Origin of the sequence: Streptomyces sp. 8L, assembly GCF_020176795.1 — a bacterium.
Lineage (GTDB): Bacteria > Actinomycetota > Actinomycetes > Streptomycetales > Streptomycetaceae > Streptomyces.
In genome coordinates this window covers 1-22,075 of record NZ_JAIUKE010000116.1, presented here as the reverse complement: position 1 = coordinate 22,075, position 22,075 = coordinate 1, and the positions used below count along the sequence as shown (strand labels likewise).

At 73.3% G+C, this 22,075-nt stretch carries 17 protein-coding genes; 11 read left to right on the top strand and 6 right to left on the bottom strand.

What is annotated here, in order from left to right:
• The first annotated feature begins 99 nt into the window (after nucleotides 1-99).
• The 3 genes from LCE31_RS11795 to LCE31_RS11785 all read left to right on the top strand — a co-directional run bounded on the left by LCE31_RS11795 (nucleotide 100) and on the right by LCE31_RS11785 (nucleotide 3,695).
• Nucleotides 100-1,125 carry a helix-turn-helix domain-containing protein gene (locus LCE31_RS11795; RefSeq protein WP_225014148.1) on the top strand — a complete coding sequence of 342 codons (1,026 nt, stop codon included), beginning with the start codon at nucleotides 100-102 and terminating at the stop codon, nucleotides 1,123-1,125.
• 282 nt (nucleotides 1,126-1,407) lie between these two features.
• Nucleotides 1,408-3,405: a peptidoglycan recognition protein family protein gene (locus tag LCE31_RS11790; RefSeq protein WP_225014147.1), complete on the top strand. Its 1,998-nt coding sequence runs from the start codon at nucleotides 1,408-1,410 to the stop codon at nucleotides 3,403-3,405.
• Nucleotides 3,406-3,482: 77 nt separating this feature from the next.
• Nucleotides 3,483-3,695 (top strand): hypothetical protein, encoded by a 213-nt coding sequence (locus tag LCE31_RS11785; protein WP_225014146.1) that lies wholly within the window; start codon nucleotides 3,483-3,485, stop codon nucleotides 3,693-3,695.
• 36 nt (nucleotides 3,696-3,731) lie between these two features.
• Here LCE31_RS11785 and LCE31_RS11780 read toward each other — a convergent pair whose 3' ends face one another.
• Both LCE31_RS11780 and LCE31_RS11775 read right to left on the bottom strand, forming a co-directional pair.
• Complete coding sequence (locus LCE31_RS11780; RefSeq protein WP_225014145.1) at nucleotides 3,732-4,775, bottom strand: cytochrome d ubiquinol oxidase subunit II; 1,044 nt, start codon at nucleotides 4,773-4,775, stop codon at nucleotides 3,732-3,734.
• A gap of 47 nt (nucleotides 4,776-4,822) precedes the next feature.
• On the bottom strand, nucleotides 4,823-6,229 hold the full coding sequence (locus LCE31_RS11775; RefSeq protein WP_225014155.1) for a cytochrome ubiquinol oxidase subunit I: 1,407 nt from the start codon (nucleotides 6,227-6,229) through the stop codon (nucleotides 4,823-4,825).
• A gap of 393 nt (nucleotides 6,230-6,622) precedes the next feature.
• Between LCE31_RS11775 and LCE31_RS41190 the strand changes: the two genes are divergently transcribed.
• From LCE31_RS41190 to LCE31_RS11745, 7 genes are all read left to right on the top strand, one after another.
• Nucleotides 6,623-6,715, top strand: coding sequence for an Ms4533A family Cys-rich leader peptide (locus LCE31_RS41190; RefSeq protein ID WP_374118453.1), 93 nt, complete (start codon nucleotides 6,623-6,625; stop codon nucleotides 6,713-6,715).
• A 156-nt stretch (nucleotides 6,716-6,871) separates the two neighbouring features.
• Nucleotides 6,872-8,593, top strand: a complete 1,722-nt coding sequence (locus tag LCE31_RS11770; RefSeq protein WP_225014144.1) for an ABC transporter substrate-binding protein — start codon at nucleotides 6,872-6,874, stop codon at nucleotides 8,591-8,593.
• 16 nt (nucleotides 8,594-8,609) lie between these two features.
• Nucleotides 8,610-9,656, top strand: coding sequence for an ABC transporter permease (locus tag LCE31_RS11765; RefSeq protein ID WP_225014143.1), 1,047 nt, complete (start codon nucleotides 8,610-8,612; stop codon nucleotides 9,654-9,656).
• Complete coding sequence (locus LCE31_RS11760) at nucleotides 9,653-10,642, top strand: ABC transporter permease (RefSeq protein ID WP_225014142.1); 990 nt, start codon at nucleotides 9,653-9,655, stop codon at nucleotides 10,640-10,642. Before LCE31_RS11765 ends, LCE31_RS11760 begins: the two co-directional genes overlap by 4 nt.
• A 74-nt stretch (nucleotides 10,643-10,716) precedes the next feature.
• On the top strand, nucleotides 10,717-12,456 hold the full coding sequence (locus LCE31_RS11755) for a dipeptide ABC transporter ATP-binding protein (protein WP_225014154.1): 1,740 nt from the start codon (nucleotides 10,717-10,719) through the stop codon (nucleotides 12,454-12,456).
• Nucleotides 12,457-13,123: 667 nt separating this feature from the next.
• Nucleotides 13,124-15,529, top strand: a complete 2,406-nt coding sequence (locus LCE31_RS11750) for a SpoIIE family protein phosphatase (protein ID WP_225014141.1) — start codon at nucleotides 13,124-13,126, stop codon at nucleotides 15,527-15,529.
• Between the two features lie 259 nt (nucleotides 15,530-15,788).
• Entirely contained in the window at nucleotides 15,789-18,179 is a 2,391-nt protein-coding gene (locus LCE31_RS11745; protein ID WP_225014140.1) for a GH92 family glycosyl hydrolase, read from the top strand.
• A 160-nt stretch (nucleotides 18,180-18,339) separates the two neighbouring features.
• Here the strand turns inward: LCE31_RS11745 and LCE31_RS11740 are convergent, their stop codons facing one another.
• Nucleotides 18,340-18,864 (bottom strand): chloramphenicol phosphotransferase CPT family protein, encoded by a 525-nt coding sequence (locus tag LCE31_RS11740; protein WP_225014139.1) that lies wholly within the window; start codon nucleotides 18,862-18,864, stop codon nucleotides 18,340-18,342.
• A complete protein-coding gene (locus LCE31_RS11735) occupies nucleotides 18,861-19,046 on the bottom strand; it encodes a hypothetical protein (protein WP_225014138.1) in 186 nt (61 codons plus the stop codon). Before LCE31_RS11735 ends, LCE31_RS11740 begins: the two co-directional genes overlap by 4 nt.
• A gap of 319 nt (nucleotides 19,047-19,365) precedes the next feature.
• On the opposite strand from LCE31_RS11735, the gene LCE31_RS11730 reads away from it, so the two are divergent.
• The gene (locus LCE31_RS11730; RefSeq protein WP_225014137.1) at nucleotides 19,366-20,598 is read left to right on the top strand and encodes a serine hydrolase domain-containing protein; all 1,233 of its coding nucleotides are present in this window, start codon (nucleotides 19,366-19,368) and stop codon (nucleotides 20,596-20,598) included.
• A gap of 116 nt (nucleotides 20,599-20,714) precedes the next feature.
• On the opposite strand, the gene LCE31_RS11725 is transcribed toward LCE31_RS11730, so the two are convergent.
• Both LCE31_RS11725 and LCE31_RS11720 read right to left on the bottom strand, forming a co-directional pair.
• The gene (locus LCE31_RS11725) at nucleotides 20,715-21,422 is read right to left on the bottom strand and encodes a DUF305 domain-containing protein (RefSeq protein ID WP_225014136.1); all 708 of its coding nucleotides are present in this window, start codon (nucleotides 21,420-21,422) and stop codon (nucleotides 20,715-20,717) included.
• A 110-nt stretch (nucleotides 21,423-21,532) separates the two neighbouring features.
• Nucleotides 21,533-21,979 (bottom strand): DUF6153 family protein, encoded by a 447-nt coding sequence (locus tag LCE31_RS11720; protein WP_225014135.1) that lies wholly within the window; start codon nucleotides 21,977-21,979, stop codon nucleotides 21,533-21,535.
• Nucleotides 21,980-22,075 lie beyond the last annotated feature (96 nt).

Here is a 22,075-nt window from a genome sequence, read left to right as displayed (position 1 = left end):
GCGGTGTCCGCCCGCTCGGGCGGGCCGGTCTCCGAGCGTCCCGCCCCGCTCTTGTGGAAGACGGTTGGCATCCGCCCCGGCGCGGCACAGGATGGGCCCATGCAGGAGCTTTACACCATGGTGGCGGGGATCGACGCGAGTGCGGGCGCCGCGCTGAGGGTGATCGCCTTCTTCGACCGGCTCGTCGCGGAACGCGCGGGCCTGGAGTCGCTCGTACGCGGGGCCGCGCTGCTGTCCGGCAGCCCCGCCCGGCTGGTGGACGCGGAGCGCGGCATCCGGATCAGGGTCGGGACCGACGGCCGGCGGGCGGACGGGGACGGCGGTCCGACGCGGCCGGCCTGGGCCCACGCAACGGTGGCGCCGGACGGCGCGGCCGTCCTCTGGCTGGAGGCCGAGGATGTGCGGGACGGTGTGCGTTCCATGGTGCTGGAGCGCGCCGCCGCCGCGATCGGCCTGGTCCTCGACCGTACGCGCGGGCGCACGCCGGACTCCGCGCGGGACGGCGCCGCGCTCGTCGAGGTGCTCTTCGACGCCTTGGCGCCCGAGCCCGAGCGGCTGCGGGCCGCCGCCCTGCTGGGGTTGCGGGACGGCGTCCCGGCGCGCGCGATCGCGGTGTGGGGCGGCGCGGGGAAGGTGGAGGCCGCGCCCGCCACGGAGGGCGAAGCGCCTCGCCGCGGCGAGCGCAGGGAGGGCGTCGGCCCTGCCGTGCCGCTCGCGGAACTGCCGGGGTCCTGGGCCGCGGCGCGGACGGCGCTGCGGTTCACGGCGGAGGGGACGGACCGGGACCCGGGCCCGCGTTCCGTCCTCGCGGAGGAACTGGGCAGCGGGCTGACGCTGCTCGCGGACGCGATCGGGCGTCAGACGCCGCGCGGCACCGACGTGCGCGAGATGGAGCGTCTCCTGGGCGCGGCCTCGTGGGCTCCGGCCACCGTGCACGCGGCGGCCACGTTCCCGAGCCTGCGGGCGGCGGCCGACGCACTGCACGTGCACCACTCCACGCTCCAGGCGCGGGTGGCCCAGCTGGAGCGGCTGCTCGGCCGGTCCGTCCGCGATCCCCAGGGCCGGCTGCGGCTGCAACTCGCCCTGGCGATGTGGCGGCTGCACCGTCAGCCGCCCGCCCCGTGAAACCGCCGCCCGTCCCGTGCGCGGTGTCCCGTCCCTGACCGCCCCGGACCGTCCATGGAGCGCGTCCGCGTCCGGGCGGCCTTCGAAAGTCATCCGGGTGGCGCCACAGGTATGGCCCACTGACGCCCCGCAGGCCACGACACTGCCGCCCCGAAGGCTCGCCGCGACCACGCTGACGTGCGCAATCGCACTCGTCTCGGGGTAGTTGACGACCCGTTGTCCGCGGGGTACTCCTGAGGCCGTCGCGCCGCAAGCGACCCTCGACTCCCCCAGGAGCTGCCCATGCGAGGCCACACCCCGTCGCGCCCGAGAACGCGGCACAGGCCACCCGTCGTCCGCACCACCCTCGCGGCCTGTACCGCCGCCGCGCTGCTGCCGGTTCTCGCGGTCACCCAGCAGGCGACCGCCGCGGCGCCGCAGGGGCCGTCGTCGCTCCAGCAAGCCTTCACCGGGGCGGCACGCCAGTACCACGTACCGTCGAGCGTCCTGCTCGCGGTGTCGTACATGGAGTCCCGGTGGGACACGCACGCCGGGCGGCCCAGTGTGTCGGGGGGCTACGGGCCCATGCACCTGACCGACGCGCGTACGGCCCTCGCCCAGTCGCACACGGCGCGGGAAGCCGTCGGCGATCCGCGCGGGGACACCGCCCGCCCGATGAAGGCCACCGGCGGCGCCCCCTCCGCCGCGTCGCTGCCCCGTACGGCCCAACTCCCGGCGTCGCTGCGTACGGCGGTGCGCGCCGCCGCGCTCACCGGCCGGTCCGAGGACCGGGTCCGCACGGACCCGGCGGCCAACGTCGCGGCCGGCGCGGCTCTGCTGGCCGCCGACCAGAAGTCGCTCGGCCGTTCCCTCAGTCCTGACCCGGCGGACTGGTACGGCGCCGTGGCCGCGTACTCCGGTTCCGGCACACCGGACGCCGCCGCGCACTTCGCCGACGACGTGTTCCGTACGCTGCGCACCGGCCAGAGCCGCACGACGGACAGCGGGGCGCGCGTCACACTGGCCGCGCGGCCCGGGCTCACCCCCCGCGCCGCGCAGGTCGCCGCCCTGCGCGCCCCGGCGGCCGGGCGGTCGAAGACCGAGTGCCCGCCGACGATCGCGTGTTCGTGGGTGCCGGCGCCCTACGAGCAGTACGGACCCGATCCCGGCGACTACGGCAACCACGACCTCGCCGACCGGCCGAAGGACTCCTCGGTCGACTACATCGTCATCCACGACACGGAGGAGACCTGGCAGGACACCTTGAAGCTGGTCCAGGACCCGACGTATCTGGGGTGGCACTACACCGTGCGCTCCTCCGACGGCGCGGTCGCACAGCACATGGCGACCAAGGACGTCGGCTGGCACGCGGGCAACTGGTACGTCAACTCGAAGTCCATCGGCATCGAGAACGAGGGGTTCCTCGCCGACCCGGACGCCTGGTTCACCGAGTCGATGTACGAGTCGTCGGCGCGCCTCGTGCGCTACCTGACGGCCCGGTACCACATCCCGGTGGACCGGCAGCACATCATCGGCCACGACAACGTGCCGGGCACCACGCCCTCCACGGTGGCCGGGATGCACACCGATCCGGGCCCCTACTGGGACTGGGCACACTACTTCCAGCTCATCGGAGCGCCGCTGCACGCCACCGCGGGGCGCGGCGCGGACGTGGTGACCATCGATCCCTCCTACGGTGACAACAGGCCCGCCCTGACCGGGTGCGTCACCGCGGGGCAGCCCTGCGCGCCGCACGGCTCCAGCGCGCTGGAGCTGCGCACGGCGCCGAGCGACACGGCCCCACTGGTCAAGGACGTGGGGCTGCATCCGACCGGTGACACCACCGAGGATGTGAACGACACGGGGGCACGCGCCTCGACGGGCCAACAGTACGCGGTCGCCGGGCGCCAGGGCGACTGGACGGCGGTCTGGTACCTCGGGCAGAAGGCGTGGTTCCACGACCCACGCAACCGTCCGGCGGCTCTGCCCGCGCGCGCCATGGTGGTCACGCCCCGGCCGGGGCTCGCCTCGGTCCCGGTGTACGGCCGCGCGTACCCGGAGGCGTCTGCGTACCCGGACGGCGTGCCGGTGCAGGCGCAGACACCGCTCCAGTACACGCTGCCCGCGGGCCAGAGCTATGTGGTGGGCGGGCGTACCCCGGGCGAGTACTTCTACTCGACGGCCTTCGACACGTCGGGCCAGGCGTGGGTCAAGGGCAAGGAGCAGTACTACGAGATCCAGTTCGGCGATCGCGTCGCCTTCGTGAAGGCGGCCGACGTGACCGTCCACCGCGCCCGATAGGGGGCGCGGGGCGGCGGCGCCGGCCGGGCCGCCGCCCCGCGGATGCCGGAGTGGCCCGATCGGCGCATCCTGGACCCATGCCGGGTGCGCCGATCGTCGTGCACCGGCCGTCCGACGCGGGCGGCCGGCGGGTGACGGCGCACGGCGCGGTCCTCGGGCTCGCGCACGACGACTTCGACCTGGTCGAGCTGTTGCGGCGGGCAGGACTCGACGACGCGTGGCCGCTGCTGGACAACCCCGCGTGGGTGGAGTGGCGGGGCGGCCACGCACACCACTGGAACGCGGCCTGACGGCTGCCCTGCCGGGAGGAGTCCCCAGGGGGCTCTTCAGGCGGCCCGGCCGGGCCCGGTGCCGCCGCCGCCTTCTGCGGGGCGTGTCCCCTCCGGATGGCGCTGGAACATCGCGTACAGCAGCCACAGCGACGGTGTGAGGATGACGAGACCCACGCCGACGGAGATGAGGCTGGCGACCAGGACGGAGTTGTGCGAGGCGGTGCCGGCGACGGTGGTCGAGGGGACGAGCATGTGCGGGTACTGGGCCACGCCCCACGCCCACAGGATCGCCGCCACCGCGATCGCCGCCGCGCCGCGCGCGAGGACGTAGCGGTGGCGCAGCAGCAGCGCGAGGTCGGCCAGGCCCGCGACGGCACCGATCACGACGAGCGCCAGGGCGCGGTGGGTGAGGCCGTGGAAGAGGACCGGCGCGTCCTGGTCGAGTACGGCGATGCCGGCGAGGGCGACGACTCCGCAGGCCAGTCCGCTGCCCAGCGCTCTGCGCCGGAACTCGGCCGCGCGTACGGCGTCGCCCTCGCGCACGGCGTCCGCGCACAGGTAGACCGCGGCGAGATGGGCGCAGGTCAGTACGGCGATGACGCCGCCGAGCGCGGAGGTCGGGTTGACCCAGCTCGTCACGGTGTCGCCCGCGGCGATGCCCGGCGGGACCCGGCCGGACGCGATGCCGCCCGCGACCGCGCCGAGGAACAGCGGGGTGATGACGGAGGACAGCGCGAAGCAGCCGCCGAACAGGCGCTGCTGCCACAGCTCCGTGCTGGCCTTGCGGAACGCGAACGCGGCACCTCTGGCGATGATGCCGAGGGCGGTCAGCGTGAGCGGGATGTAGAGCGTGGACAGCACCGCCGCGAACACCGGCGGGAAGCACGTCCAGAGCATGACGAGCACGAAGATCAGCCAGACGTGGTTGGCCTCCCACACCGGCCCGAGGCTGTGCTCGATGAGCTTGCGGCGCGAGGCGCCGCGGCGGCTGCGGCCGGCCAGGAGGTCCCAGAACCCGGCGCCGAAGTCGGCCCCGCCGAAGAGGGCGTAGCAGGTGAGGCCCACCCACATCGCGGCCAGCATCACGTCTGCGATCACGTTCGCCTCCTGCTGCGGGGCCCGGCGGGGCGGGGCCCGGTGTCGGGTCAGACGACGGGGTACTCCTGGACGTCGCTCTCCTGCGGAGCTATGGGCACGGGCGTCACGCGGGTCAGGCGGCGCAGGACGTACACGGTGCCCGCGGTCATCACCGCGTAGACGAGCAGTACCAGCCAGAGCCCGGCCATCAGTCCTGGCGCGGGGTTGACGGCGTCGCTCACCCGCATCACGCCCCAGACGATCCAGGGCTGGCGGCCCAGTTCTGTGACGCACCAGCCGCATTCGAGGGCGACGACCGCGGCGGGGCCGGTGAGCCCGGCCAGCAGGAGGAAGGGGAGGGTGCCGCGCGGGGTCAGCAGCGGGGTGCCGGTCCGGCGCGACCACCACCACAGGATCAGCAGCCACACGCCCATCGCGAGCAGGAACGTGCCGATGCCGACCATGACGTCGAAGGAGAGGTGCACACCGGTGACGGGCGGCCACTGGTCGCGCGGTACCTCTTCGAGCCCCCGTACGACGGTGCCGGGGTGGTAGCCGACCAGGAGCGACAGGCCGTCGGGGATCTCCAGGCCGTAGTTCAGGCGGTTGTGGTCCGCGTATCCGAGGATGGTGAGGGGGACGTGGGAGCGGGTGCGGTAGACGCCTTCGATGCCGGCCAGCTTCATCGGCTGGTAGTGGGCGAGGAACCGGGCGGCCCAGTCGCCAGCGGCGATCTGGAACGGCGAGACGACGGCCCCGGCCACGAACGGGACGAAGAAGCCGGTGCGGTGGTAGGCGTCGCGCCGGCCGCGGAGCAGCGCGACGGCGTAGACGGACGCGGTGAGGAAGGAGGCCACCATCAGCGCGGCGAGGATCATGTGGACCGTCTCCGGCGGGGCGGCGGGGTTGATCATCGCGGCCCACGGGTCGACGTGCGCGACCTTCCCGTCGCGCAGGGTGAAGCCGCGCGGCTGGTTCATCCACGCGTTCGCGCACACGACGAAGAAGGCGGACAGGACGCCCGCGACGACGATGGGCAGCCCGGTCAGCAGGTGCACCCGGGGCGGCAGCCGGTCCCAGGCGTACAGGTAGATGCCGAGGAAGATCGCCTCGATGAAGAAGGCGAAGCCCTCCAGGGCGAACGGCAGACCGATGACCTGCCCGAACCTGCCCATCAACCCCGGCCAGAGAATGCCGAGTTCGAAGCTGAGAATGGTTCCGGAGACGGCTCCGACGGCGAACAGCACACCCATGGCGCGCGCCCACCGCCGGGCGAGCAGCCGGTGCTCGGGTCTGCCGGTGCGGATGCCGTACCACTCGACGGCGAGCGTCAGGATGGGCAGGCCCACCCCGAGGCAGGCGAGCACGATGTGCCAGGCGAGGGAGAAGCCCATCTGGGCCCGAGCGGCGGCGAGGTCCCCGGGCGACACTACGGACGCCGCCGACGTGAGGCATCGGGAGGCCGGGTCGGGCACGAGGTCACAGGCCTGAAGCACGGGCGGCTCCTCACGAGGGGGGTGTGCCTCCCCCGGCGCTCGGGCTCCGGGGGAGGCCGAGTCTAGGCATCCGCCGAGCGCGTTCCGCTCCGACACGGAGGGGCGTGTCCAGGGACAACCCGTCCGCCGGGCGGGGGCCGGCCGGGCGGCGGGCGCGCCGCCGGCGGTCGGCGGGCGGCCGGGCCGAGGGCATCGGGTGGACGGGCGGCAGGGCGTGGCGGCAGCGGGGCCGCGCCGGGCTCCCCCGTTACGGGATGTCAGACGAATGGCGCCTGCCGCGCGCTCGCCGCCCCGAGTGAGCGCCGTCACTATCACGCGGCTCTGACCTGCATCGTTTTGACTTTTTTCGGACAGTCGTTCACTCTTCTCGGCATGACTCCTCGTTGGCCCCTCAAGCGCGTCGCCTTCACAGTCGCGCTCATCGGGGTGACCGAGCACTGCGTCGCCGACATCCTCTGTCCCTGACCGGCCCCTTCCCGTAGTCCCGCACACCCTCGCTCGCGAGGTGCGGATTCCTGCGTCCGGGCCTTGATGCGCGGGCGCGGCGCTCCCCTCCCTCCTCGGTCGGTCCCCTGCTGCCTGCGGTTCTCCCCCTTCCCTGGCAGCGAAAGGCCGAAGCCGATGTCCCGTTCCCCCCATCTCTCCCGCCGCACGGCGGCAGCCGTGGCCGTCACCGCCACGCTCGCCGTCGCCGCCTGCGCCTGCGGACCGGACAAGTCAGGAGCGAGCGCGGAAGGCGGCGGCGGCAAGCCGCAGAAGGGCGGGAAGCTGCTCGTCCTCAACCAGACGCCGATGACGAACTTCGACCCGGCCCGCGAGTACACGTCGGGCGGTGGCAACATCCCGTCCCTCGTGTTCCGTACGCTCACCACCCGCAACCGCGCCTCGGGCGCGGCCGGCAACAAGGTGGTGCCGGACCTCGCCACGAACACGGGTGAGCCCTCGCACGACGCGACGGTGTGGACGTACCACCTCAAGAGCGGCCTGAAGTTCGAGGACGGCACACCGATCACCACGGCCGACATCAAGTACGGCATCGAGCGGTCGTTCGCGGCGGAGTTGTCGGGCGGCGCCCCGTACCTGCGGGACTGGCTGGTCGGGGCCGCCGGCTATCAGGGCCCCTACAAGGACAAGAAGGGGCTCGCGGCGATCGAGACGCCGAACGCGTCGACCATCGTCTTCCATCTGAACAAGCCTGAGGGCGACTTCCCCTACCTGGCGACGCAGACGCAGTTCACGCCCGTGCCGAAGGCGAAGGACACCGGTACGAAGTACGCGGACCACCCGATATCCTCGGGCCCCTACGAGGTGGTCAAGAACGAGAACAACGGTCTCGACCTGACCTTCAAGCGCAACCCCAACTGGTCGGCGAAGACCGACAGTCAGCGCAAGGACTACCCCGACACCATCGACGTGCAGGGTGGCCTCGACACCGCGGTGATCAACCAGCGCCTCTCCGCGGGCACCGGCCCCGACGCGGCCGCCATCACCACGGACACCAACCTCGGCCCCGCCGAACTCGCCAAGGTCACCGGCGACAAGGAACTCGCGTCGCGCGTCGGCACCGGCCACTTCGGCGAGACGGACTACCTGGCGTTCAACCCCAAGGTGAAGCCGTTCGACAATCCGAAGGTCCGGGAGGCGATCTCCTACGCGGTCAACCGCACGTCGGTGGTGAACGCGGCCGGAGGCTCGTCGCTCGCCGAGCCCGCCACCACCTTCCTGCCGAACCAGGCGGCCTTCGGCTACACGCCGTACGACCCGTTCCCGGCCGGCAAGAGCGGCAACCCGGCGAAGGCCAAGGAGCTGCTGAAGCAGGCCGGTTACCCGCACGGCCTGACCATCACGCTCACACACTCCGAGAGCGACGACAACAACTCGGGACCGGCCCTGGCCTCCGCCGTGCAGGGTGCCCTCAAGACGGCCGGCATCACGGTGAAGCTCGACGGCCTGGAGGAGAACAAGTACAACCAGACGGTCCGCTCGATCTCCACCGAGCCCGGCCTCTTCTTCACCACGTGGGGCGCGGACTGGCCCTCAGGCGGTCCGTTCATCGCGCCGATCTTCGACGGCCGGCAGATCGTCAAGGGCGGTTCGAACTTCAACTCGGCGCAGCTGAACGACCCGTCGGTGAACAAGACCATCGACAGCATCAACAAGCTCACCGACCACGCCGCGGCCGCGAAGCAGTGGGGCGCACTGGACAAGAAGATCGGCGCGCAGGCGCTGACCGTGCCGCTGCTGCACCCGGTCTACAAGCGGCTCGTCGGCAAGGACGTACGCAACGTGGTGATCAGCGACTGGACCGGAGTGCTCGACATCTCCCAGGTCGCGGTCAAGTGACGCGGATCTGCCGGTCATGAGTACAGAACAACTCCTCGTGGGTGAACCGGCGGCGGTGTCCTCCGCCGCCGGCGCCCGGCAGGTGTGGAACCGGCTGCGGAGTCAGCCGGCCGCGCTCGCGGGCGGCGCCGTCCTCGTCCTGCTGGTCCTCGTCGCCGTCGCGGCGCCGCTGCTCGCGGCAGCCGAGGGCCAGGACCCCACCACCTACCACGACTCGCTGGTGAACTCCGCCTCGGGCGGTGTGCCGATCGGCTCGTTCGGCGGCGTGAGCGGTACCCACTGGCTGGGGGTCGAACCCGGCACCGGCCGGGACCTGTTCGCGCGGCTCGTGTACGGCGCGCAGGTGTCGCTGCTCGTGTCGGTCGGCGCGACCGTCGTCCAGGTGGCGATCGGGCTGGCGATCGGGCTCGCGGCGGGGCTCGGCAACCGGCTGCTGGACCAGATCCTCGCGCACACCACGGATGTGATGCTGGCGCTGCCGACGCTGGTGTTCGCGATCGCGCTGATGGCGGTCGTACCGGCCGGATTCCCGCGCCCGCTGCTGCTGTTGCTCGTCATCGGCCTGCTGGGCTGGGGCGGCACCGCGCGCGTGGTGCGCGCGCAGACGCTGAGCCTGAAGTCGCTGGACTACGTGGCGGCGGCGCGGCTCGGCGGGTCGCGCGGCTGGCGGGTGGCCCGCAGGGAGCTGCTGCCGTCGCTGGCGGCCCCGGTGGTGACGTACGCGGCTCTGCTGCTGCCCGCCAACGTGGTCAGCGAGGCGGGCCTGTCGTTCCTCGGTGTGGGTGTGCGGCCGCCCACCTCTTCGTGGGGGCAGATGCTGACGGCGGCGACGACCTGGTTCCAGGCCGATCCGATGTACGTGCTCCTGCCCTCCCTGATGATCTTCATTACGACGCTGTCGTTCGCCCTGCTCGGCGACGCGGTGCGCACCGCGCTCGACCCGAGGGCCGCGTCGCGGCTGCGGATCGGCGGCGGGCGCGCGGGCCGGCGCCGCGACCGGCGGGCCGCCGGCGCGGACGGCGGCCACGAGGCCACGGGCGGGGACCGGGGGGCAGTCGTATGACGCGCTATCTGATCCGCAGGGTGATCGGCGCGCTCGTCGTCCTGCTGGTGCTGTCGATCGTGATCTACGTGGCGTTCTACGTCGCCCCCGGCGATCCCGCCCAGCTGTCGTGCGGGCCCAAGTGCAGCCCCGCGCAGGTCGAGCAGGTCCGCCAGCGGCTCGGGGTGGACGCGCCCGTCTACCTCCAGTACGCACACTTCCTGCAAGGCATCGTCGCCGGGCGGGACTTCTCCACGGGTACGGGCGTACTGCACTGCCACGCGCCCTGCCTGGGCGTCTCGTACCGCACGAGCGAGCAGGTCACGTCCATGATCGGTACGCGGCTCCCGGTGACGGCTTCGCTGGCGCTCGGGGCGATGGTGCTGTGGCTGGCGCTCGGCGTCGGGACGGGCCTGCTGTCCGCGCTGCGGCGCGGGCGGCTGACCGAGCGGGCGCTGACCGGGCTGACGCTTGCGGGCAACTCGATGCCGGTGTTCGTGATCGGCCTCCTGCTGCTCCTGCTGTTCTGCTCGACGCTCCAGTGGCTGCCGTTCCCCGACTACGTGTCCCTGACGACGGACCCGCAGCAGTGGTTCTGGGGGCTGCTGCTGCCGTGGGTCTCGCTCGCACTGATCGAGTCGGCCAAGTACGCCCGGCTGACCCGCTCGTCCATGCTGGAGACCCTGGCCGAGGACCACATCAGGACGTTTCGCGCGTACGGGGTCAGCGAGCGGCACCTCATCACCCGCCACGCGCTGCGCGGCGCCCTGACGCCGGTGATCGCGCTCAGCGCGCTCGACCTCGGCACGATGTTCGGCTCCGCGGTGCTGACGGAGTCGCTGTTCGGGCTGCCCGGCCTCGGGCGGCTCCTCGTGGAGTCCGTGTCGCAGATCGACCTGCCGGTCGTGGTGGGTCTCGTGATGGTGACCGGATTCTGTGTGGTGGTGGCCAACGCGGGCGCCGACGTGCTGTATGCCGTGATCGACCGACGGGTGGTGCTCCAGTGACCGACGACGCTTCCGGCCCCGGCGCGGGCGACGGCGAACGGGCGGGCGCGGGCCCCGAAGCCGCCGCGCCGCTCGTGGAGGTGCGCGACCTTGTCGTGGAGTTCCCCACGGGTGAGGGAGCCGTACGGGCAGTGGACGGGTTGTCGTTCACGATCGGCGCGGGCCGGGCCCTCGGCATCGTGGGCGAGTCCGGCTCCGGCAAGAGCACGGTCGCGTTCGGGCTGCTCGGGCTGCACCGGGACACCGGAGCCCGGGTCGCCGGCTCGGCCACCGTGGCGGGCGTGGACGCGCTGGCGGCGGACGGCGACGACCTGCGCAGACTGCGCGGCGGGCTGGCCGCGATGGTCTTCCAGGACCCGCTCTCCGCCCTTGATCCCTACTACGCGATCGGCGACCAGATCGCCGAGGTGTACCAGGTCCACCACAAGGGGACGCGCCGGGAGGCCCGTACCCGCGCCGTCGAGGTCCTGGACCGGGTCGGCATCCCGGACGCGGCACGGCGCTCCCGGGCCCGCCCGCACGAGTTCAGCGGCGGGATGCGGCAGCGTGCGGTGATCGCCATGGCGCTCGCCTGCCGGCCCCGGCTGCTGGTCGCCGACGAGCCGACGACCGCCCTCGACGTGACCGTGCAGGCACAGATCCTCGACCTGCTGCACGAGCTGCGCGCCGAGACCGGCGCCGGGCTGCTCCTCGTCACCCACGACCTCGGCGTGGTCGCGGGCACCGTGGACGACGTCCTCGTGATGCGGGACGGACGTGCGGTGGAGCGCGGCACGGTGCGCGAGGTGCTGGGCGCGCCGCGCGAGGCGTACACACGGGAGCTGGTCTCCGCCGTGCCCCGCGCGGACGCTCCGGCGGCGAACCGGGCAGGGACAACGGCACCCGGCGGAGAACCCACCGCGCGTACGGGCCAGGCGCGACGCGCGGAGGCCGCGGCGTCAGAGGCGTCAGAGGCGTCCGAGGCACCGGACGGCAGTGGTCCGGACGCGTGCGAGTGGCTGCTCGAAGCGGTCGGTCTTCGAAGGGAGTTCGGGAGCCGCCGTGGTCTGGTCCACGCGGTCGACGGCGTGTCGCTGAGCATCGGCCGGGGCGAGACACTCGGAGTGGTGGGCGAGTCCGGCAGCGGCAAGACCACACTGGGCCGCATGCTGGTCCGGCTGCTGGAGCCGTCCGGCGGCTCCCTCCGCTACGGGGGGCAGGAGATAGGCCACCTGTCGGAACGCCGGCTGCGGCCGCTGCGGCGCGAGCTCCAGATGGTCTTCCAGGACCCGGTGTCGTCCCTCAACCCGCGCCGCAGCATCGGCGAGTCGATCGCCGATCCGCTGCGGTCGGCGGGCGGCCTGGACGACCGCACCGTGCGGGCCCGGGTACGCGAGCTGCTCGACAGGGTCGGCCTCGATCCGGCCTGGTACGACAGGTATCCGCACGAGTTCTCCGGCGGACAGCGGCAACGTGTGGGCATCGCACGGGCGTTGGCGCCCCGGCCGAAGCTGATCGTGTGTGACGAGCCGGTGTCGGCGCTCGATGTCACCACGCAGGCGCACATCGTCGAGCTGCTCGGCGAACTCCAGCGGGAACTGGGCCTGTCGCTGGTCTTCGTGGCACACGACCTGGCCGTGGTGCGCCAGGTGAGCGACCGCGTGCTGGTGATGCGGGCCGGTCGCGTCGTCGAACAGGGCCCGGCGGAGCGCGTCTACGAGGCTCCGGAACACGCCTACACGAAGGGCCTGTTGGCGGCCGTCCCGGTCCTGGACCCGGAGGAGTCCACGGCCAGGCGCCTCGCACGCGCCGGGAAGACACCCGTCACGCCGTGAGAGCGCCGCGCCCGCGCCGCGCGGCGGCGCGGGCGCGGGGGACGCACCGATGCGTGCCACCCGGCGCGGGGCCCCGCCCCGGCCGCGTACGGAACCGGGTGGCGCGGCCCATGGCCACGTACGGGCGCCCGGGTGACCAGACCCGCGAGACCCGTGGTCCCACCCGGGCAGGGACCAGGCGGGTCCCCGCCCGGCGGGGCGTCCCCGGCAGGGCGGCTCCCCGCCGGGAGGGCCCCGGCGTCCATCCCGTACCAGCCGGTCTGTCCTTCCCCGCCCGTCCGGGGCAGCCTCGCCGGGCGGCGGAACTGTCTGACCTATGGAGGCGCCGGCGCACTGCGCGTGGCCGAGCGCCCCGCGCCCCGGGAGCGATCCCCGCGCGGACCAGCCACGCCCCGGCTGGAGGCGCCCCCGCAAGGACCCGGAGGGGCGCGGGCGGCACCGTTGGACCACCCGGGCACACGCCCGGTTCCCTGGCGCCGCGAGGGCGGAACAGGCCCTCCTGGACCCTCCTGCACCCTTGCGCGGCGGGCCCCGCCGCAGCCGTGCCGCCCCGGCGGGCAGGCCGCGAGAGCCGTCCAGGACCTCGTGGCCGTCCGTTCAAGATTCGTTCGGCGCACATGTCGGGGTAAAGTTGACAAAACACTCTCGCCTGGCGGGAGGAGCCAGCGTGGACTCAGACGAGGGCAGCGTCCTTCACGGGGGATTCCGGCTCGATGCCGTCGCCGTAGCCGTCCTGGACCAAGAGGGCACGATCCTGTCCTGGTCGGCGGAGGCGGCGCGGCTCTTTCGGCATGACACCGCCCAGGCGGTGGGTGTCCCGGTCTGGGAGATGGTGTCCCCGCAGCGGGAGTGCCGCAGCCTGGTGCGCGCGGAGTCCTCCGGCGTGGGGCATGTGACGGTGGGGGGCCGCGCGGTCACGCTCGGCGTACTGCCGCTGCCGCCCGGCGACCGCCGCGTCCTGCTGGCCCTCGATTCCACGACCGCCTCGGAGTGGTCCCAGGGCATCTCGCTGTTCCGGGCGCTGCTGGGGCAGGACCGTATCGGTGTGGCGATCCACGACGGCGAGCAGCGCAGGCTGCGCACGAACGCGGCACCCACCCTGCCCGACGGCCCCGCCGCGCTCGGCGACCAGTGGGACGCACAGCTGTACGAACCCGACGCGGAGGCGCTGCGGAACCTGCTCGCGGACGTCATGCGGACCGGGGCGCCCGTACTCGGCAAGGTGCAGTCGCTGCGCCTGGCCGCGGCGCCCACCCGGCAGCCCCGCGTCGCCTCCGTGTCCGCCTTCCGGCTCGACGACGGTGACGGCGTCCCGGACGGCGTGGCCGTGCTGACCTACGACGCGACGAAGGAACTGCGCGACCGGCGCCATCTGGCCCTGCTGCGCAAGGCGGCGGACCGTATCGGCCCCTCCCTCGACATCCGCCGCACGGCCCAGGACCTGGCGGACGTCCTGATGCCGGGGCTGGGCGACCTCGTGACGGTCGACCTCTCGGAGGGTGTCCTCGCCGGCGACAACCCGTCGCGGACCCTCGGCTGGGGCACCCCGCGCCTGACCCGGGTCGCCGTGGCCCACGAGGGAGACGACTGGCCCGCGCCCCTGCTCGGCACGGGCGGCGACTATCCGCGGCTTCCCGACAGCGCTCCCCTGAGAAGCCTCCAGAAGGGCCAGACCGTCACCCTCACGCACCGGGATCTGGCGGACGCCCTGCCCAGCCGGGAACTGGGGGACCTCCTCGTGCCCGAGGGCGCCAAGTCCGTTTCCGTGGCGCCGCTCCTGGCACGGGGGTTCGGGCTCGGGGCGGTGTCGGTATGGCGTACGGACCGCTCGGAGCCGCTCGACGGCGATGAGCTCGGCCTGCTGGCGGAGATCGCGTCCCGCGCCGCACTGGGCATCGACAACGCGCGGCGCTACATGCGCGAGCACCGCGCCGCGGTGTCGCTCCAGGAGCGGCTGCTGCCGCGCGCCGCCGCCGACATCGCGGCGGTGGAGGCGGAGGGGATCTACCGGCCCGCCTCCGGCGGGGCCGACATCAGCGGCGACTGGTTCGACATCGTGACCCTGCCGTCGCTGCGGGCCGCGCTGGTCATCGGCGACGTCATCGGGCACGGGCTGCCCGCGACGGCCACCATGGGCAGGCTGCGCACCGCGATCCTCACGCTCGCGGACCTCGAACTCGACCCGGCCGAGGTCCTCACCCGCCTCGACGACCTCATCCAGCGCCTCGCCGCCGAGACCCCCGCCGAGCAGAAGGACGCCGTCGGGGCGACCTGCCTGTACGCGGTCTACGATCCGATCGCGGGACGCTGCACGCTCGCCAACGCGGGACAGCCGCCGCCTGTGCTGATCACGCCCGACGGCACCGCCTCCTTCGTGGAGTCGCCGCCGGGGCCGCCGCTCGGCGTCGGCGGCGTCCCGTACCAGTCGGTGACGCTGGAGCCCGAGCCCGGCAGTGTCCTGGCCCTGTTCACCGACGGACTGCTCGCCCTCACCGACTTCGACGCCGACGCGGGACTGGAGCGGGTACGGGAGCGGCTCGCGTCCTCGTGGCGCCCCGGCGCCGGGCTGCGGGACTACGGGGGGAGCCTTCTCGACGCCCTGGGCGAACAGCAGCCCCGCGACGACATCGCGCTGCTGATGGCGCGTACCCGGGTCATCCCTCCCTCGGACACGGCCGCCTGGCAGCTGCCGGCCGATCCCGAGGCGGTCGCCCAGGCGCGGAAGCTGGCCGACGACCAGCTCGCCGCGTGGGGGCTGGAGGAGCTGAGCCTGACGACGGAGCTGATCGTGAGCGAACTCGTCACCAACGCGGTCCGGTACGCCGGCGGGCCGGTGGGGCTGCGCCTGACCCGCTCGTCCGTCCTGATCTGCGAGGTCTCCGACCCCAGCAACACGCAGCCGCGCCTGGTGCGTGCGGGCGACACCGACGAGGGCGGGCGCGGGCTGTACATCGTGGCGCAGTGCGCGCAGCGGTGGGGCAGCAGGTACGGCCGCAGGGGCAAGACGATCTGGACGGAACAGGCCCTGAGCGACGGGCCGGTGGGATTCCCGATCCTTATGCCCGAGGCGTGACGGTCGAGGCAGGACGACCGAGGCATGAAGCCCGGAACCTCTGCGCCGGCCGGCCCCGGACGCGTCGCCACCTGCCGTCGGAGCGGCCCGGGCCGCCTGCGGCCCCGCCCCGCTCTGCTCCACGCGACCCCTGTCCCACCCGTCCACGGCAGACCTGCGGGTTTCCGCGTCCGCCGCGGCGCGACCCCTTGACAGTCCGGCCCGGATGGCGGAAGTTGACCCGGAGTAAGACAACGTTGTCAAACAGAAGGAGCCGCTCGTGGACCGGGACCGCCGTGAAGGCCCGCTGAACAGGCGCACGTTCCTCGCCGGCACCGGGGCCGGCGCACTCGTCGCCCTCGGGGCCGGCGGGGCGGCGCAGGCGGCCGGCGCCCCGCGCGTACCGGCCGGCGCGGCACGCGGGACCGCCGCCGCGGCGGACACGGTACGGAGGGCCACCGCGCCCGTCGATCTGGTCAATCCGCTGACCGGCGCGCTGACGACCTCCCCCGACACGGCCTGCGGCAAGACGTTCCCCGGCGCGGACACCCCGTTCGGCATGGTGCAGCTGAGCCCCGACACCGTCAGCGGCGGCGACAACGGCAGTGGCTACTCCGCCGACATGACGACGATCGAGGGGTTCAGCTTCCTGCACCTCGGCGGCATCGGGTGCTACGGGGACCTCGGCAACCTCCAGGTGATGCCCGGGACCGGGGACCTGGTGACCGACCGGGTCGCCGCCAACAGCCCGTACCGCAAGGAGACGGAGGTGGCGCGGGCCGGGTACTACGCGGTGGACCTCGACCGCTACAAGGTGCGGGCGGAACTGACGGCCGCCCGCCGCGCGGGCATGCTGCGGTTCACCTTCCAGGAGGCGGGCACGGGGCGGGTGAAGGTCGACCTCGCGCGCCGCATCGGTTTCGACGGATCGCACTCGGTGGCACAGGAGTTGCGGCTGACCGACCGCTACACGGTCGAGGGCTCCATGAAGGCCGACCGCTCCGGCGGCGGATGGATCTGCGGCAACGGCCCCACGTACACGGTGTACTTCTCGATGCGCTTCGAGCGGCCGATCTCCTCGCTCGGCACCTGGGACGGCGACACCGTCACGCGGGACGCCGCCTCGCAGACGAGCGCGAGCGACAGTGCCGGCTTCTTCGTGGAGTTCCCGGTGAAGGCGGGGCAGCGGGTGCTGCTGAAGGCCGGGGTGTCGTTCACGAGCACGGAGGGCGCCCGCCGGAACCTCCAGGACTCCCTCCCCGGCTGGGACTTCGACCGGGTCGAGGCGGCCGCGCGCGACGCGTGGGCGGAGGCCGTGGGGAAGGTCGCGGTCAAGGGCGGCACGGACACCCAGCGGGAGATCTTCTACTCCGCGCTGTACCACACCATGATCGACCCGCGGATCTCCAGCGACGCGGACGGCGCCTCACGCTTCGGCGAGGGGCCCGTTCGGCACGACCCGTTCACACAGCGCACGGTCTTCAGCGGCTGGGACGTCTTCCGCGGCGAGTTCCCGCTGCTGACGATCATCGACGAGCAGACGGTGAGCGACCAGATCAACACCCTGGTGGCACTGACCGATTCGGGCGCGGTGAAGGGCCTCGCACGCTGGGAGCTGCTGGGCACCGACACCGACACCATGGTCGGCGACCCGGCGGTGAACATCATCTCCGAGGCGTATGTGAAGGGGGTGCGCGGTTTCGACGTGGACAAGGCGTACGCGTACTGCCGCGACGTGGCCCTCGGTCCCGCGGACAAGTCCAACCGCAACGACTTCCAGAACTGGACGGCGCTCGGCTACTGCGTCGACACCAGCCTGTCCAAGACGCTGGAGAACAGCTACTCGGACTACGCGCTGGCCCGGTTCGCCGAGGCGACAGGACGGCACGCGGACGCGAGGGCCCTGGACGGCACGGCCCAGAACTACCGCAACGTCTTCAGCAAGGACGCGGGCTGGTTCAGGGGCCGCAACGCGGACGGCTCGTGGATGGGCGACCAGGACGGCTGCGTCGAGTCCAACCCGGACCAGCAGGGCTGGTTCGTGCCGCACGACGTGCCGGGGCTGATCGGCCTGCTCGGTGGCAAGGACGCCTTCGTGACCCGGCTGAACGACATGTTCGAACAGACGCCGCCTGACGCGATGATGAAGTGGAACGACAAGTACAACCACTCCAACGAGCCGGTGCACCAGATGGCGTTCATGTTCGTGCACGCGGGCGCGCCCTGGCTGACGCAGAAGTGGTCGCGGTACGTGTGCGAGTACGCGTACGCCACCGGCCCCGCGGGCCTGGCGGGCAACGACGACTGCGGGCAGATGTCGGCGTGGTACGTGCTGGCCGCGTCCGGGTTCTACCCGGTGGCCCCGGCGAGCGGCGTGTACGCGATCGGCAGTCCGCTGTTCGACGAGTCCGTGTTCACCACGAGCCGCGGCACCCGGTTCACCGTGGAGGCCGTGCACAACTCGGCCGCGAACCTGTACGTGCGCTCGGCGCGGCTGAACGGGCGGCCGATCGACCGTGCCTGGATCACGCACGAGGAGATCGTGTCGGGCGGAAGGCTCACGCTGGTGATGGGTTCGGAGCCGAACAGGAAGTGGGGCAGCGACCCGCGCCAGGCGCCGCCGTCGAGCACCCGGCCGGTTCCCCCGGCACACCACGGCCGCCACGGCTGAGGCCGCGGCGGAACAGGGCCCCGGCCGTTCCCGCGCGCCGCTCGCCGACGCGTACGGACGGCCCCCCCCCGCTGCCGCGGAACCGGCACCCGGCCCCCGCGGCGGCCGGCCGCGCGCCCGTGTGCTGGGCCTCAACCGCCTTTGTCCGCCCGGTTCGCGGTCAGGTCGTGAGCCGCTCGAAGGCGGTCGGACGGTGCGGCGCGGCGAGGTACGCCTTGATGCGCTCCGCGCACGCGCGCGGCGACTGGCGAGCAGTGTCGCACTCCACGTCGTGGACGCCGTGCGCGTGGACGCGCGGATACTGCGCCGCCGCGAGGCCCGGGGTGCGGTCGCCGCGCGCCTCCTCGCGCCGGAGCAGTTCGGGCAGCGGGCAGTAGACCTTGACGAGGACGACATGGCGCGGGTCGAGCAGGTTCAGGCAGTCGAGCAGGCGCCAGCGGCGGCTCATGGGGATGTCCACCACGAGGTTGTTGCCGACCGCCGCCATGCCCGCGACAGCCCGGTGGAAGCCCTTGACCGTACGGTCGATCTCCGCCTGGAGGTCCCCTTCCGCGATGTCGCGGTCGACGCGCAGGGCGTGGAACGCGTCGACGGGCAGATGGAAGTACGTGTCGTCGAGGATCGGGAGCAGTTCGGCGGCGATGCTCGACTTGCCGGAGCTGGACGCGCCGTTGAGCAGGATCACAGCAGGATCACCGTGCCGGGCCCGCCGGTGTCCGGTATCCGCGCCTCGCTCCCGGTCGCCGCCGCGCCGTGGGCGGCGGACACCGCGCTCGCGGCCACCGTGGCGCCGCCGCCCTCCCCCGCCGTGACCACCGCCGGAGCGGGCAGGCGCCGTACGTTCCCCGTGATGTCGTCCTCCGTCATGCGCGCGCGGGTCCTCTCGCTGTCCTGGCCGTGAACGGCAGGCCATTCTGTCCGAGCCCCCCGGTGGACTCCAGCGGAATAGAGCGGTACCGACCGCCCGGCCGCGAGGCGGCGCGCGTCGACCGCGCACCACCGCACGGCAGGTGCGGCACGCGGTCCGCGCGGCCGTCGGCCGTCCGCACGGACTCACCGCCTTCTTCGCCGGAGCGGAACGGCGGCGCGGGGTCTGATCGTTCGACGGACTGGAATTCCGTAGAGCGGGTCCGCACGGCACGGTCCCGCTCGACGGCACACGCGCGACTTCCCGTGGAGGCGGAACATGGCTGATTTCGGTGTGGACGCGGAAGCCGGTGAACTCGGCTTCGCCCCGGACCGGCTGGCCCGGATCGACCGGTACTTCCGCCCGTACGTGGACGACGGGCGGCTGCCCGGCTGGCTGATCACGGTGAGCCGTGCGGGGCACGTCGTCCACCTGTCCACGTACGGGCTCCGCGACCTCACGTCGGGCCGTCCGGTGGAGGTGGACACGCTGTGGCGCTGGTACTCGATGACCAAGCCCGTCACCTCGGTGGCCGCGATGATGCTCTACGAGGAGGGCGCCCTCCAACTCACGGACCCCGTGGAGAGGTTCATCCCGTCCTTCGCGGACCTGAGGGTCTTCACCGGCGGCAGCGACCTGCGGCCGGTCACGGAGCCGGCCGCCCGGCCGATGACCGTGTGGAACCTGCTCACCCACACCTCGGGCCTCACCTACGGGTTCATGCGGGCGCACCCGGTCGACGCGATGCTGCGCGCCCGCGGCTTCGAGTGGGGCCAGCCGAGCGGATACACACTCGCCGACTCCTGCGACGCGTGGGCGGAGATACCGCTGCTGTTCCAGCCGGGCGCCGAGTGGAACTACTCGCTGTCGACGGACGTGCTGGGGCGGGTCGTCGAAGTCGCCTCGGGTCAGAGTCTCGACGCGTTCTTCCGCACCCGGATCTTCGAACCGCTCGGGATGACCGAGACCGGCTTCCACGTCTCCGAGGAGGGGGCGGACCGGCTCGCCTCGCTCTACACGCCCGCGGCCCGCGGCGGTCTCGCGCCCTCGGGCTCCATGGGCCAGGCCCTCACCGCGCGCCCGAGCTACCTGTCGGGCGGCGGCGGGCTGATGGGGCCAGCCGCCGACTACCACCGGCTGATGGAGATGCTGCGCGGGCGCGGCGCGGCCGGCGGAGTACGACTGCTCGGTTCGCGCACCGTCGACCACATGACGCGCAACCAGCTGCCGGGCGGAGCGGATCTGGAGAGCTTCGGGCGGCGGCTGTTCAGCGAGACGCCCTTCGACGGGACGGGCTTCGGGCTCGGTTTCTCCGTGGTCACCGACCCGGTGGCGCTGCGGGGCCTCGCGTCGAAGGGCGAGTACGGCTGGGGAGGTGCGGCGAGCACCGCCTTCTGGGTCGATCCGGCCGAGGACATCACGGTGTCCTTCTTCACCCAGTTGCTTCCGTCCAGCACCTACCCGATCCGCCCCTACCTGCGGGGGCTGGTCCGGCAGGCCCTGGTCGACTGACGTCCGGGCGCGGACGTCCCGGGCCCGGACGTGCGGTTCCGCGGGGCAGGGACAGGGCCGAAGGCGCCGCCGCCTGCCCCGCGCAACGCGGGGACCAGCCCCGGATCACCCTCTGGTCACGGCGCGCCGAGCAGTGTCCGCATCTGCCGGATCTCGGCGGTCTGGGAGGTGGCGATCGACGCGGCCAGCGCCTTGGCCGGACGGTACACACCGCCGCTGCGCTCGGCGCGGGCCATGGTCACGGCGCCCTGATGGTGGCCGATCATCATCCGCAGGAACGCGGTGTCGAACGCGGCGCCCTTGAGGCCGCGCAGGGTGGCCAGGTCGGCGTCGCTCATCATGCCGGGCATGGCCGCGGACGCCCCTGACCCGTGCGGCGCGGGCCGGGCCGAGGCCGTGACTGACGAGCCCATGCCGGACATACCCGGCATGCCGGTGTGTTCGCCGGACCCGGCCGACGGCGTGCCTGCCGACGGCGCGCTCACACCCCACGCGGCGAGCCAGCCCGTCATGACGGTGATCTCGGGGCTCTGGGCCCGCCCGATGCGGGCGGCCAGCGTGCGTACGGCAGCCGATCCGGCGCGCTGCGGCGCGAGGGCCGCCATGGCGACGGCCTGCCGGTGGTGGGGGATCATCGCCCGGGCGAAGGCGGCGTCCTGGGCGTTGTGGGCGCCGGGGCTCACGGACGCCGACGGCGCGCCGCCCTGCGGGGCAGTGCCCGGCGTGCCGTCGCCTGCGGAGCTGCACGCGGTGAGAACGCGCGCGGCGCGCGCGAGGCCGGCGGTCGCCGCCGCGGCGCGAAGGGGGCGGGGAGGTGTGGTCATGGGGGTACGACTCCTTGTGCGGAAAGGTGAGACGCGTGGGACGACGGACATCCGGGGGCGCGGCACCGCGCGCTGGGGCGCGCCGGCGGTGCCGTGCGGGATGCCGTTCCCTATATCCGCAGGAGTTGGAGTTCGCTGAGATCGGGCGGGGCCCGGCCGGGCACCGCCCGTGGTGCCCCGGCGGCCGTCGCGGGGGTCCCTGGCGCCGGAAGCGCGGTGCCCGCCTCGGTGAGGACCGGCGCGGTGTAGCCGGTGGCGGTGGAGTCGGCCAGGCACATGGTGGCCGCGTGGCCCCCGCTGCCTTCGGCTCCTCCCCCGCACGGCGCGGGGTCCGTGCCGTGCGCCCGGCCGGCGGCCCCTGAAGGACCGCCGTGCGGGGCGGCGGTGCCCCGTGCGGCAGGCGCCGTGTGGCCGGTGCTTCCGGAGGCCGTGTACCCGGGGCCCGGGGCCCCGTGCTGCGCGAGGCCGTGCATGGCGAGGACTCCGGCGAGCAGGGCCAGGATCAGGGCCGTACGCACCGCGGAGGGCGGCGCGGGAGACGGACTGATCGTGGCCATGCGCGCCATCGTAGGGGGCGCGCGGGAGGCGGCGCGGGGCGCGTGAGGGTCCGGGAAGCGCGCCGGTCCCGCCCACGCGTTTCCGTACCTGCGCTC